Genomic DNA, 13,345 nt, shown 5'->3' with positions numbered 1-13,345 from the left:
CGAGGTTCGCGGAAAAGCGCCCAACAGCGGCCACATCGCCGCTTCAGGCCGCCAAAACCTCATCGCCGTGCATCAAGGCGGCTAGCTACTCCCCCGATCATCTCCGATTTAATTCAGATTTGTCTGTAGATATTGACGATTGCGCGACCTTCACCTCGTAGACGGCAATGCGGGCAGTTAGAGAGGGTCCTATGACAAGCGATTTTTCCGCCGCCCGAGTGCATTTAGATCGAGCGTATGACTACCTTTGTGGCGATGACCCGATGAGTCGAAGGGGACGCTAAGCCTTGGACCTGTTAATTGAGGCGGTTGCCGTCGAAGAGTTCAAGCAGCCACGCCAAAACGCGGAGGTGCTAAGGTTTCCGATTGGGCGCCGCTTCTGAGGCAATCTCCACGACCGCCATGTAGCCTCAGGTGAGGCGCTCACCGGACGTATGCGCCGCCACTATGAACCATGGTGAGCAAATCCTCCCAGAACGCCACGCCCCGCATGAGCCGAGGCGGGCAATAGAAAATGGGGGGCCCAAGCGCGCGTCCATGAAACAGCGCCGCAGGTAAATTCAGCAGAATGTCCATCCTGGCGCCTTCAGCGGCGATGCGCAGCCAGTTCTTGCGGTGACTATCGGGTGGCCGGAGTCCTGGCGCCCGCGCGGCGGCCACACCGTAAAGACCGAGTGGACCGTTAACGCGGGAATCCTGATGGCGCTCACCTCTCATTATATCGGTCGCGCGCAACGTTTGCGGATCATCCGCTGCACCGATCGTGCCAAATGAATAAAGCCTTCAATTACAAATGGTGAGCCGCCTCATCCATGTCCTATCTCCGACGTCGTTCACGTAAAAGGCTCGGTGCTTCCACGCTCGTTTGCTCTTCGCCCGTCCCTCTTCCGTCTTGACTAGCAGGAGCCTACGGCCTATCTCACTGCCGCGTTAGCACTCGCTTCTGGTGAGTGCTAAACACGCTCCGGCAACGGAGAACCGTTCAACATCCGCACCAGGGAAATCCAAAAATGGCAAAGTCGAATTTCCGGCCGCTGCATGACCGCGTGGTCGTTCGCCGGGTCGAGTCCGAAGCGAAGACCGCCGGCGGGATCATCATCCCCGATACGGCTAAGGAAAAGCCGCAGGAAGGCGAGATCATCGCCATCGGTTCCGGCGCCCGTGACGAGGTCGGCAAGCTCGTCCCGCTGGACGTCAAGGCCGGCGACCGCATCCTGTTCGGCAAGTGGTCGGGCACCGAAGTCAAGCTCAACGGCGAAGACCTTCTGATCATGAAGGAATCCGACATCATGGGCATCATCGGCTGAATACCGGCCTCACCCTCAACTGAATTTTCGGGCTCAATCCAAGCCCCTGCCAGGAGCTAAAAATGGCTGCCAAAGACGTAAAATTCTCCCGTGACGCTCGTGAGCGCATGCTGCGCGGCGTCAACATCCTCGCAGACGCGGTGAAGGTCACGCTCGGCCCCAAGGGCCGCAACGTCGTCATCGACAAGTCGTTCGGCGCACCGCGCATCACCAAGGACGGCGTCACCGTCGCCAAGGAAATCGAGCTTGAGGACAAGTTCGAGAACATGGGCGCGCAGATGGTCCGCGAAGTTGCTTCGAAGACCAACGACATCGCCGGCGACGGCACCACCACCGCGACCGTTCTGGCACAGTCGATCGTCCAGGAAGGCCACAAGTCGGTTGCCGCCGGCATGAACCCGATGGACCTCAAGCGCGGCATCGACCTCGCCGTCGCCGACGTCGTCGCGACGCTGATCAAGAACGCCAAGAAGATCAAGACCTCGGAAGAGGTTGCCCAGGTCGGCACCATCGCCGGCAATGGCGACGTGTCGGTCGGCTCGATGATCGCGGAAGCGATGCAGAAGGTCGGCAATGAGGGCGTCATCACCGTCGAGGAAGCAAAGACCGCCGAGACCGAGCTTGAAGTCGTTGAAGGCATGCAGTTCGACCGCGGCTATCTCTCGCCCTACTTCGTCACCAACGCCGAGAAGATGGTTGCGGATCTGGAAGACGCCTACATTCTTCTCCACGAGAAGAAGCTCTCCAACCTGCAGGCCATGCTGCCGATCCTCGAGGCCGTCGTGCAGACCTCGAAGCCGCTGGTCATCATCTCGGAAGATGTCGAAGGCGAGGCCCTGGCCACGCTGGTCGTCAACAAGCTGCGTGGCGGCCTGAAGATCGCTGCCGTCAAGGCGCCGGGCTTCGGTGATCGCCGAAAGGCCATGCTGGAGGACATCGCCATCCTCACCGGTGGCCAGGTCATTTCCGAAGACCTCGGCATCAAGCTCGAGAATGTCGGCCTCAACATGCTCGGCCGCGCCAAGAAGGTGTCGATCTCCAAGGAGAACACCACCATCGTTGACGGCGCCGGCAAGAAGGAAGAGATCCAGGGCCGCGTCGCCCAGATCAAGCAGCAGATCGAGGAGACCACCTCGGACTACGACAAGGAGAAGCTGCAGGAACGTCTCGCCAAGCTGGCGGGCGGCGTTGCCGTCATCCGCGTCGGCGGTGCGACCGAGATCGAAGTCAAGGAAAAGAAGGACCGCGTCGATGACGCCCTCAACGCGACCCGTGCGGCCGTCGAAGAAGGCATCGTGCCCGGCGGCGGCGTCGCCCTGCTGCGCGCTTCGCTGGCCATCACCGTCACCGGCGCCAACTCCGACCAGACCGCCGGCATCGCCATCGTGCGTCGCGCGCTGCAGGCTCCGGCTCGCCAGATCGCCGCCAACGCCGGTGCGGAAGCATCGATCGTTGCCGGCAAGATCCTTGAGAACAAGGGCGCGACGTTCGGCTTCAACGCCCAGACCGGCGAATATGGCGACATGATCGCCATGGGTATCGTCGATCCGGTCAAGGTGGTGCGCACGGCTCTGCAGGACGCGGCCTCGGTCGCCGGCCTGCTGGTCACCACCGAAGCGATGATCGCGGAGGCTCCGAAGAAGGAGTCGGCTGGCGGCGGCATGCCGGCTGGTATGCCCGGCGGTGGCATGGGCGGCATGGGCGGTATGGATTTCTAATCCAGCTATCAACCTACAGATACGGAAAAGGGTGGCAGCAATGCCGCCCTTTTTTGTGTGCCGAGAATGATCGACAGCTTTAGACGTGCAAGTCCTCTTACCCAGCCTGATGGCGGCGAAGGGTTAGCGAAGCGCAACGCGTCGTCGTAAGGGGGGTCTGGCCGTGTCCTTTCGTTCAGCCGCTGGTCGAAACTCACGATGATCGTGCTGCCTTCCGCCGTGCCGTCGATCTTTACAGGGCTGCGAGAAGGCCTTCAACGGCTGGCAGACCCTGGTTGCGGTAGAACTCATCGCATCGTTCGAAGGGCTCCGATACCTGATGGCCTATGGTCGTCAGCTCTTTCAATTGGAACCTCGTTCTTTCGGCCATGATCGTGGTCGGCCTGACCGGATTGGGACCCACGGCCTGCTCACGCTTGCCTAAAACCATCTGCAACGCTGGCGTCCGGAGACCCAGATGAGCCTGATCACGATTACAGGTCTGGATAGGCTGTCGCACGGCGCTTCCATCGCACCGCCGCCCTTCCGCTTCATCGGCCGACATCTGCGGCCGCTTGCGGTGCCGATGGCGCTGCTCGCGATTTTGGGAGTTGCTCGCCCATGCCGGCGCTGCTGACCCACGTTTTCTACCGCGGCTGGGAGAGGTGGCGGCCCGCGGCATGGCAGAGTTCAGCCGAGGTGGCCTCGGCTCCAATCTTCTGGCGAGCCTGGAACGTGACCTGATCGGTTTCGTGTGTGGCAGTGTGGCGGAATCGCGCTTGGTCCGGCGATCGGATTTTCCCGCCTTATCGAACGCCTGAGAGGCTCGTGGTCGCGGTTGTATTACCGCTATTACGTGACCTGATCACGTTGACGATGCCAGCACCTTCATTGGCCACTTTCTGGACCATGTACGTCACATCAGGCTCCCCCGCCCGATCGACACGAGCCGGCTCTGTAACCAAGCCGCCGTCATATGGCGGTTCCACGACGGCACTGGCGGCAGTCGTCTTCTCAGCGGCTACAGGTGGACGTTTCAGCATGACGCAAACGAATCCGATGGTGGCAAGGACAGGCAGACCAAGCACCGCGTAGAAGCCGTACTCCGCTGGAGTGCGCCTCGGAAGTGGAGCGACAACGGCCTGATTTGTCTTGCCGTGCCGACATTGTCAGCACGCTTTTCGAAGCCTCTGAATTCCTTAGTGTCCATCCCAGCTCGACTTCCGACCATCCCCATTTCCGGCTGCCCGCGGCACGGCAGCCCTTGGCCTCTAGCTGCGCTCGAGCGGATCAGCGTGCCGTCCGCCTCCTCTGGCTGATCAAAATGTCTGCACCCATTTGGCAATGGCCGCTTCGCGCAAAAGTTTTCCCCCGTGAGCCGACTTTCCGAATTGGCTTAACTTCCAAATCTGTGGCTTTGCCTGCATTGCGGAGCGCGGAGTTCCGACCACTCGCCCAAGGGTATGCCATGGCGTTTCGTCTCTTTGTTCCGATCCTTGCCGGTGCAACCCTGCGCGAGCGGCTGCTCGCCTATGATCGGCATCGCATTGACTGGCGTGATCAGTGCGCTGGCGAACGGGTCTGGCCCACATGTCGCACTGCTGGTTGCTCCAATGGGAGCATCGGCCGTGCTGCTCTTTGCCGTACCTTCAAGCCCGCTGGCGCAACCTTGGTCGATTATCGGTGGCAATACGATTTCGGCGCTGGTCGGGGTGATCGTGGCGCATTTCGTGCATGAACCCGTCCTTGCTACCGGCATTGCGGTGGCGCTGGCCATCGCCGCCATGTCGTTCACGCGCTGCCTGCATCCGCCGGGTGGCGCCGCCGCCTTAACCGCGGTGTTCGGCGGACCGGCCGTCTTCAGCTCGGGCTTGCTGTTTCCCTTCGTTCCGGTAGCGCTGAACTCGATCGTGCTGGTCGCACTCGGCTACGGCATCCATAAACTGTCGCGGCGCAACTATCCGCATGTGGCGCCCCCCGCCCTTAAAAGCGCGCATGGAACCATCGATCCGCCGGCGCGGGAGCGGGTCGGCTTCCAGCCCGAGGATATCGATGCCGCGCTCGGCGCGCTGGAGGAAACCTTCGATATCGACCGCAACGATCTTGAGCGGCTGCTACGGCAGGTCGAGTTGCAGGCGATGGTGCGCTCCCACCGGACCCTGCTGTGCGAGGACATCATGTCGCGCGATGTGATTTCGGTCGATGAACATGCGCCTGCCGACCAGGCGCGTCATTTGCTGCTCGATCACAACATCCGGACGCTGCCGGTGACCGACGCCGGGGGCGGGCTGGTCGGTGTAGTTGGCCTGCGCGAGCTGACGAAGGCGACCGACACGGTGAGGGCTGTGATGTCGAAGGCTGGCACCGCCTCTCCCGATACGCCGGCGATGAGCCTGCTGCCGGTGCTCACCGACGGCCGCAGCCATGCCGTGGTCATCGTCGATGCCGAGCGACGCATTATTGGGCTGATCACCCAGACCGACCTGCTGGCGGCGGCAGCGCGCGTGCACATGGCCGACACAACGCTGGCAGCGGCACAAAATAGTTCCGCTGCTCAATCCGGGAACCCGATGGGGCGCCGGGATAGCGGTATTAAGTGCGGCCTTCCGCCTAAGACAATTCCTTTTTACGAGTAGATCAACCCTGAAACGCGACCGCGTGCTCAGGCATCTGGTTCACGTAGGCCAAGTACGACTGCAACAACGGAACACTCTTCAACCTTGCCGGTGGCCAGAGCCAGTCCGCTATGTCGACCAAAGGCGCGGACTACAAGTGGGTCAAGTGTCCTTTCCGATCGTCGTCACAGCAAACACCCTTACGGCAGAACCGGAGGAACAGCATGGACATGCAAACAGCCAGTTCAATGCAGACATCGCCACAGCCTCAATCCCCTGACCCTGGAGCGTGGACCCTGGAGCGTGGACCCTGGAGAAGGCTCAGGCCCTTCACGATGCCCCTTCAAAATCTCCTCTTCCTTGCGCAAACCGTGCACCGCCAGAATTTCGATCCCAACAAGGTCCAGCTCAGCCGGCTTCTCAGCATCAAGACAGGCGGCTGCCCGGAGGATTGCGGCTATTGCAGCCAGCGTATCAGAGGGCATCGCGATAAAAGTACGCCAAACAACGCTAAGGGAGAACAAACGGTGATCTGATTTCGTTCGACGCTCGTTTTCGAGAGCCGCTCTGGGTCGTTCGCAATCAACTGTGTAGGCCAGCGGAGCGAGCAAGGAGCGCCAGATCTGGACAGGGCTGAGTGGGGTGTTTTTCCCGAAAGGTGGGGGCCATGCCCTAAGGGACACGAGATGTAGTGGACTCGTCGATCCGCGCGGTTTCGATTCGCGCACCCGGGCACAACGCTTGGATAAGTCCCATCAGACGCTCTCCGGTGGCCGTCATCTGTTTAGCTGACATTGGGCCGAGGGCTTCCAGCACGAGCCACATGGCGCGGGTATTGACCGTGACCATGGTGCGCCGCCCCTGCCGCCAGTTCCAGCCGCGGCACGTGACACCGCCATCATCGCACCAGATGACTTCGCCCGGTTCGGGATGCTCGGTTACCATTTCACCTTGCTGGATCGTGTCGAATGGCTCCGCTCCCTTCGCAATTAAAAGTCTCGGGACCCCCTGGTAAAGATCGAGATCCTCCCCGCCAACCGGAACGCCATACAACACGCTGACGGCATTGTAGGCATCAACCAGTGGGGATATCCGCGGGAGAGAGCCATCTTTCCGCACACGCTTGAGAAGCGCGGCGGCCGAGCACGGCGATCGATTGGCTTTTGTGCCGAAAGCCGCGTAGGCAACGGCCCACGCCGCAAGATGCGCGTCCCTTTGGGCGTCATCGCGAAGCTCGGCCTGTTCCGCCGCCGCAATCGTGTCGTTCAACGCCTGTGCATCCGGCACGTCGATTTCAGCGTTCCGTACCACAATGCTGATCAGATGAAAATCCGGGTAGCGGGCCTTGATCTCGGGGGCAATCAATGGGCGGGAAAGACATGGGATGCTCTTTTCTCATGGGGAGGCTTTGCGCTGGCGGTCGTTCGGGAGATGTATGAAGAAGGGTGCTTGTCGAGCGTCCAGATCTTCTGGCATCGGCGTGGTGCATGCCGCACCATGCGCTGGATAATTCCATCATTCGGCCGTGGACAAGGCCTGGTAGAGATCGACGATTATGTCTTGCGGGTGCTCGAGCCCGACCGAGATGCGCAGCAACCCCGCCGGAGCAATCGACTTTGGTCCTTCTACAGAGGCCCGATGCTCCATCAGCGAATGCGTGCCTCCAAGGCTCGTGGCCCGCACCACAAGATTGAGCCGCCCAGCGACCGTCATGGCTGCCTCGGCGCCGCCTCGAACGATGAAGGAAAGCATGGCACCGTAGCCAGACATCTGCCGCCCGGCCAACTCATGGCCCGGGTCATCGGGCAGGCCCGGAAAGAGAACACTTTCGACTGCCGGATGTTTGCCCAGCGTTTCGGCGACTTTCTGGGCGCCGTCACAGTGGGCTCGCATGCGAACCGGCAAAGACTGCAGCCCACGAAGTGCCAGCCAGCAGTCGAAGGGAGCCGCGACGCTTCCCTTGTGCCGCTGGATCATGCGCAGGGGGCGTTCCAGAGACGCGGCGTCCGGCAAGACGACGACCCCAGCCATCATATCGGAATGGCCACCTATGTATTTCGTTGCCGAATGCATCACGGCATCGGCCTCCAATTCGAACGGGCGCTGGAGGACGGGCGTCGCCCAGGTGTTGTCAACCACCGCAATCGCACCGGCCTCGTGCGCTTTGTCGCAAGCCGCCCGGATATCCACGACACGGATGAGCGGGTTCGAGGGGGTCTCGATCCACACGAGGCCCGTGGGGGCGGCACCCACGGCCGTGCGCAGCGCGTCCAGGTCGCGCATGTCGACGGCGACGAAGTCGAACCGGCTTCCGATATCGGTTTCGTCAATCAGCGATCGGATGCCGAAATACATGTCGTCCGGCACGACAATACGATTGCCCTTGCGGGGGTGCGCCTCGAACACCGCCGTAATGGCGGCCATGCCAGACTAGAAGGCGACAGCGGCGTGACCTCCTTCAAGCGCGGCCATCGCCGTTTCGAACGCGTTCCGCGTCGGGTTGGCATCCCTGATATATTCATAGCTCGACGGGTAGCCACCGTCCGCACTCCGTTCGAAGGTCGTACTGGGATGGAAGGGGATCGTGACGGCGCCGGTGAAAGGATCGACACCCCGACCCGCATCGCTTTGGTTTCCAGTTGCATGGAGCACCTCCTTAGGTGGATCTGAGAAGGAAGACGGCAGGAATGGCCAAAAGCAGACCGATTCCCTGTGTCATTGAAGGCCGCTCGCGCAGGACCTTAATGGCCAGCACGATCATCGCGACCGGATAGCGAGGCGACGGCCGCGGTTTCGGCCAATCCTCGGTGGCGAAAGCCACCATCAGCAACAGGTTTGCAATTCCATCGAGAAGGCTGGCCACGGCGGCAATGCTGAGGCCGCGCGGGCAAGACGCGTGGCTTCGGCACCCCGGGCCGCGACACCGCCAAGAAAGTCGCCCGCACCGAATGCGACGGCAGCGAGACCTGCAGCCATCACTCTCATGCGTGGAACACCGCAGGATGCGTGGGGCAAATCGCGGATGCGTGTCCACCCGCCCCATTGCGGGCCGTGGTTCCTGCTGAACGGCAATTGCTCCACAGACGATGAGCCGGCGCATCTTCATCGATCCCTGGGTTTGATGACGCGGTTGAAGGGTCCGCCCCGGTCGACGCCGCGCGGAACTCCGGTTGCTCGTGCGCGATGCCGTCGATCCGGCTGATCAGCCCGTGAATGTCGCCCAGCACCCAGAGGTCTCTCACCTTGCCGTCCTCGAATGTGAAGATCGGCATGCCGTACCACCACACGTGCCGACCGGTGGGCGCGCGACCGAACAGCGGACGGCGATGGATTCCGTGGAAGCGGAGCTTCGCCGAGACCCGATTTCCTTCCTCGATCATTTCCAGGATGTCGGATGTGTAGTGATCGAGAGAGCTTGTCACCCATCTGACATAGTCAGCGAACCCACTGTGCCCCACGAGAACCGGGCCGAGCGACCCGCGGAAAGTGAACCCCTCATGAAAGATTGCCGGGATCAAGTCGACGGCCGCGTGATCCCAATGTCCTTGTAGAACACCCGGACGATCTCCTTCTGCGGGCTGAGCTCGATGTCATCGAACGTCATCACCTTCTCGTGCTCATCGGGCGCGATACTCATGAATGCCTCCTTTTGCCGCTGGATATCGAGCGTTCGAACCGGAACGCCTGTGGAACCAGCCGATCCGCTACCGGCCACGGACCATCCGGTAGCTCATGGTCAGGGCAGCGCCTTCCGGTAGCGAATAGCCGGTCCCGCACTGACCGCCTGTGCCGCATGTACGATGGCGTTGGTGTCTAGGCCGTGGTGACGGTAGAGGTCCGCAATCGTGCCGGTCTGACCAAAGTGCTCGACCCCAAGCGCCTTGACGCGATGCCCGTTCACGCCGCCGATCCACGCAAGCGTCGCCGGGTGACCATCAATTGCGGTAACGATCCCGCAATCTCGCGACAGCGGCGCCAGCATCCGCTCGACGTGGCTAAGGGCGCCGGTCATTCCGCGCTGGCGGGCACGCTCCGCTGCCTGCCAGCCCGCGTTCAGCCGGTCGGCTGACGTGATTGCCATCAGCCCGACGTCGCGCCGGTCCTCTGCCAGAAGCCCCGTCGCTGCAATCGCCTCCGGCGCGACAACGCCTTGATAAGCGATCACCACGCTGGCGTTCGGCCCAGGCGGTCGCAGCCAATAGGCGCCATTGACGATATCCCGTGCCAGGTCCGGCCTCATGTCGCGCAGCGGCTGCTCGAGCGGCCGGGTGGACAAGCGCAGATAGACCGACCCTCCGGTCTGATCACGCAGCCATGTCGTCTCGTCCGGATCTCCTTCGCCGTTGCGCTGCATGTAATCGAACGCGAAGCGCATGATCACGGACAGCTCGTCGACGAAGGCCGGTTCGAAGGCGCAAAGCCCATCCTGCGCCATGCCGATCAGCGGGGTGCCGATCGATTGGTGCGCCCCGCCCTCCGGCGCCAGCGTCACGCCGGAGGGCGTGGCGACCAGCATGAAACGCGCGTCCTGGTAGCAGGCATAATTCAGTTGATCGGCGGAACGATAGATGAACGGGTCGTAGACCGTCCCGATCGGCAGCAGACGGACGCCGTTGATCGAATGCGATAGTCCGAGCGCCCCGAGCATGATCATCAGGTTTGACTCTGCGATCCCGAGTTCCAGGTGCTGCCCCTTCGGTCCGAACTCCCAACTGTAGGTGGAGGGGATGCGTTCGGCCTTGAAGGTGTCGGCCATGGTCTCGCGGGCAAAAAGGCCGCGCCGGTTGACCCAGCCCCCGAGATTGGTCGAGACCGTCACATCGGGCGAGGTGGTGACAATGCGTTCGGCAAGTGGACTCTGCTCGCGAGCGATGTCGGTCAGAATCTGACCGAAGCCCATCTGGGTCGACAGCGGCTTGCCGGGCTGTCCCGGCAACGGAAGGGTTGCGGGCACCGGCACTGACGGCGCTGACAACCGCCGACGCCCCTCACCGAAGAACGGCACCTTGGCGAGGAAGGCGTCAAGCTCCGCTTCCGGCAGGGTGGCGGCGGCCCATTTGTCCCACTCCTCACCCGGCTTGACGGCCATTTGCCGGCGGAAACCTTCCATGTGCGCAGGCGTCATCTGTCCCGCATGGTTGTCCTTGTGTCCGGCAAGCGGCAGACCGTAGCCCTTGATGGTGTAGCAGATGAAGCAGACGGGCCGGTCATGGCTGGAAGCCGCTTCGAAGGCTTCGAGGAGGCTCGGCATGTCATGCCCGCCAAGGTTCGTCATGAGTGCCTGCAACGCGTCGTCGGAGCGGCGTTCAATCAGGGCGGCGACCGGCCCCTGATCTCCGATCTCGTCGAGGAGCCGCTTGCGCCAGGCAGCACCCCCTTGGAAGGTCAGCACCGCATAGAGCTGGTTGGGACACCGCTCGATCCACTCACGCAGCTTCTCGCCCCCCGGCTCAGTGAAGGCTGCCTCTTGCTGCGCACCATGGCGCAGGATCATCACATCCCAGCCGAAATTGCGGAAAATCTGCTCGAACCGCTGCCAGAGGCCCTCCCGGATCACGGCGTCGAGCGACTGGCGGTTGTAGTCCACGATCCACCAGCAGTTCCGTAGCCCGTGCTTCCAGCCCTCGATCAGGGCTTCGTAGATGTTGCCCTCGTCCATTTCGGCATCGCCGATCAGGCTGATCATCCGACCCTCGGGGCGGCCCTTCATCCAGCCATGGGCCGAGACGTAGTCCTGCACCAGCGAGGAAAACAGCGTCTGCGCGACGCCGAGACCCACCGACCCGGTCGAGAAATCGACATCGTCGATGTCTTTGGTCCGCGAAGGGTAGCTTTGGGCGCCCTTGTAGCCGCGAAAGTTCATGAGCTTTTCACGGGTCTGGTTGCCGGCGAGATACTGGAGTGCGTGGAAGATCGGCGCCGCGTGAGGTTTGACCGCCACCCGGTCCTGCGGGCGCAGCACCGATCCGTAGAGTGCAGTCATGATCGTGCTCAGGGAGGCTGAAGAAGCCTGATGGCCGCCGACCTTGATCTCATCTCCCTCGCGGACGTGGTTGGCGTGGTGGATAGTCCAGGCTGCGAGCCAGGAAGCGCAGCGCTCGATCTCGTTCAAATATGCAAGTTTCGTCATTATTCACTTCCCCGAAAATCAGCGGTCGGACCGATGCCTCCCAGAGTAGATCGTCAAAGATCGAGCTTCAGCACGCCCGTCGCGCGTGACACGCAGGGGATGAAGCGATGGCCGCGTGCGTCTTTGGACAGGACGGAATCCCGATGGATCGGCTGTCCACTAAGCATAACGCATTCGCAGGTCCCGCAAACCCCGTTCTCGCATGAGGCCAGTAAGGGCACCCCGGCGGCGCGCAGAGCCGCGAGCGCCGTGGTCTGCGCCGAAACCTCAACCATCCTGCCCTCACGGAGTTCTATGACGAATGGTTCCGGTGGTGCGCCATCAAAGTCGGGAGGCTGGAAAGTTTCGAAATGAACCGTGCCCTCAGGCCAGTGTTCAGCCGCCCGCCCCACGGCGGCCATGAATCCGGGCGGTCCGCAATAGTAAACCTGTGCCTCGGCCGAACGGTTCGCCAGCAGCGCGGCGATGTCCTGCCGGGTCGCCGTCTCGTCGTCGAAATGGAGCCGAACATTGCCGCCAGGAAGATCGCCCTCGATCACCGGCAAGAGTGGCATGAGCGCCCGGCTGCGGGTGAAATAGTGCAACTCGAAGGGCTTGGCCTGCCGGGTGAGCGCGCGCGCCATGGCCAGAACCGGGGTGATCCCGATCCCCCCTGCCAGCAGCAAAGTCGGCCCCTCGCCTGGCTTGAGCGCAAAATGGTTGCGTGGCGCGGAGACAGGCAGTGTGGAGCCGACGGCAATGGTTTCGTGGATCCACGCCGAGCCGCCACGGCCGTCATTCTCGCGCTTCACCGCGATGGTGTAGCGGCTGAGCTCGGTCGGGTCGCCGCAAAGAGAATACTGACGCACCTTCCGTTCAGGCAGATGGACATCGACGTGAGAACCCGCCTCGAACGGCGGCAGCACAGGTTTGCGCGGGTGTTTGAGGCCGATGACCAGTACTTCCCCCGGCTCCTTGCGGACAGCGGTCACGGTCAGCTTCATGACGATGCGGGGCGAGGCCATGGCGTTTCACTCGTCGATGGGCAAGATCAGATCACCGGGGCGGATCACGCCCCCGACCTCGATTGCGCAGTTCAGGCCGGAGCGGTTCAGAAGCCCGTCGTAGAGACCCGGAAGCCCCAGCAACTCCTCGATATACTTGCACGGGACATTCATCCGGGCGGCTCTAAGGATCGTTTCCCCGACCCGGAAGCGTTTGCCGACAAGATGGCCTAGCGGAGCGCCTCGTGTCGTCAGATTGCGCCGGTGATCTTCGGGCGCAAGCTTGGCCTTGAAGCCCGGTATCCTGGGTTCGCCCTGCGCGATGGCTTCCAGAACTTCAGCTTCGATCAGCGTCACCTCGCGAACGTCGGGACGCGCCGAATAGGTCCCCGCCCCCAGGTAGTAGCGATCTCCGACAATGCCTTGGCCGGCAATAAGCTGCGCCTCCGCTAGCTCCTCCATTTCATAGGAGGCAGCAGGCGCGATATGGATATGAAGCAGCTTTCCTAGCCAGGTCATCATCGCTCTCGGAAATTTGTCTCGTGGAAACCTGCTGCAAAACTGGCCTGATCAACAGCGCCAGTTGCATGGCGTTTTCCCGGTCCAGTTGGCT

The 13,345-nt window shown here is 62.1% G+C and carries 10 protein-coding genes and 4 pseudogenes; 6 read left to right on the top strand and 8 right to left on the bottom strand.

Annotation, left to right across the window (positions count from 1 at the left end):
* Window positions 1–191 precede the first annotated feature (191 nt).
* From NKK47_RS31880 to NKK47_RS31855, 6 genes and pseudogenes are all read left to right on the top strand, one after another.
* Window positions 192–383, top strand: a pseudogene (locus NKK47_RS31880) (hypothetical protein).
* 627 nt (window positions 384–1,010) lie between these two features.
* Complete coding sequence (gene groES, locus NKK47_RS31875; RefSeq protein ID WP_023677597.1) at window positions 1,011–1,307, top strand: co-chaperone GroES; 297 nt, start codon at window positions 1,011–1,013, stop codon at window positions 1,305–1,307.
* Between the two features lie 62 nt (window positions 1,308–1,369).
* On the top strand, window positions 1,370–3,025 hold the full coding sequence (gene groL, locus NKK47_RS31870; protein ID WP_352579572.1) for a chaperonin GroEL: 1,656 nt from the start codon (window positions 1,370–1,372) through the stop codon (window positions 3,023–3,025).
* Between the two features lie 457 nt (window positions 3,026–3,482).
* Window positions 3,483–3,641, top strand: coding sequence for a hypothetical protein (locus tag NKK47_RS31865; RefSeq protein WP_352579571.1), 159 nt, complete (start codon window positions 3,483–3,485; stop codon window positions 3,639–3,641).
* Between the two features lie 831 nt (window positions 3,642–4,472).
* Window positions 4,473–5,541, top strand: a pseudogene (locus NKK47_RS31860) (HPP family protein); the annotation flags it as partial.
* Window positions 5,542–5,954: 413 nt separating this feature from the next.
* A pseudogene (locus NKK47_RS31855) lies at window positions 5,955–6,089 on the top strand (biotin synthase BioB); the annotation flags it as partial.
* Window positions 6,090–6,291: 202 nt separating this feature from the next.
* Here NKK47_RS31855 and NKK47_RS31850 read toward each other — a convergent pair.
* The 8 genes and pseudogenes from NKK47_RS31850 to NKK47_RS31815 form a co-directional block, all read right to left on the bottom strand.
* On the bottom strand, window positions 6,292–6,984 hold the full coding sequence (locus NKK47_RS31850) for a B3/B4 domain-containing protein (protein ID WP_352579570.1): 693 nt from the start codon (window positions 6,982–6,984) through the stop codon (window positions 6,292–6,294).
* Between the two features lie 150 nt (window positions 6,985–7,134).
* A pseudogene (locus tag NKK47_RS31845) lies at window positions 7,135–8,271 on the bottom strand (trans-sulfuration enzyme family protein).
* A 4-nt stretch (window positions 8,272–8,275) separates the two neighbouring features.
* Window positions 8,276–8,482: a hypothetical protein gene (locus tag NKK47_RS31840; RefSeq protein WP_352579569.1), complete on the bottom strand. Its 207-nt coding sequence runs from the start codon at window positions 8,480–8,482 to the stop codon at window positions 8,276–8,278.
* Between the two features lie 118 nt (window positions 8,483–8,600).
* The gene (locus NKK47_RS31835; RefSeq protein ID WP_352579568.1) at window positions 8,601–9,137 is read right to left on the bottom strand and encodes an ester cyclase; all 537 of its coding nucleotides are present in this window, start codon (window positions 9,135–9,137) and stop codon (window positions 8,601–8,603) included.
* A complete protein-coding gene (locus NKK47_RS31830; RefSeq protein WP_352579567.1) occupies window positions 9,134–9,256 on the bottom strand; it encodes a hypothetical protein in 123 nt (40 codons plus the stop codon). The genes NKK47_RS31835 and NKK47_RS31830 overlap by 4 nt, the downstream gene beginning before the upstream one ends.
* 99 nt (window positions 9,257–9,355) lie before the next feature.
* Entirely contained in the window at window positions 9,356–11,749 is a 2,394-nt protein-coding gene (locus tag NKK47_RS31825; RefSeq protein WP_352579566.1) for a thiamine pyrophosphate-binding protein, read from the bottom strand.
* A gap of 53 nt (window positions 11,750–11,802) precedes the next feature.
* Entirely contained in the window at window positions 11,803–12,753 is a 951-nt protein-coding gene (locus tag NKK47_RS31820; protein ID WP_352579565.1) for a PDR/VanB family oxidoreductase, read from the bottom strand.
* A 6-nt stretch (window positions 12,754–12,759) separates the two neighbouring features.
* Window positions 12,760–13,251, bottom strand: a complete 492-nt coding sequence (locus NKK47_RS31815) for an MOSC domain-containing protein (RefSeq protein ID WP_352579575.1) — start codon at window positions 13,249–13,251, stop codon at window positions 12,760–12,762.
* Between the last annotated feature and the right edge of the window lie 94 nt (window positions 13,252–13,345).

Source organism: Mesorhizobium sp. M0019, from assembly GCF_040323975.1.
Classification (GTDB): Bacteria; Pseudomonadota; Alphaproteobacteria; order Rhizobiales; family Rhizobiaceae; genus Mesorhizobium.
This window is presented reverse-complemented; position numbering and strand designations above follow the sequence as displayed.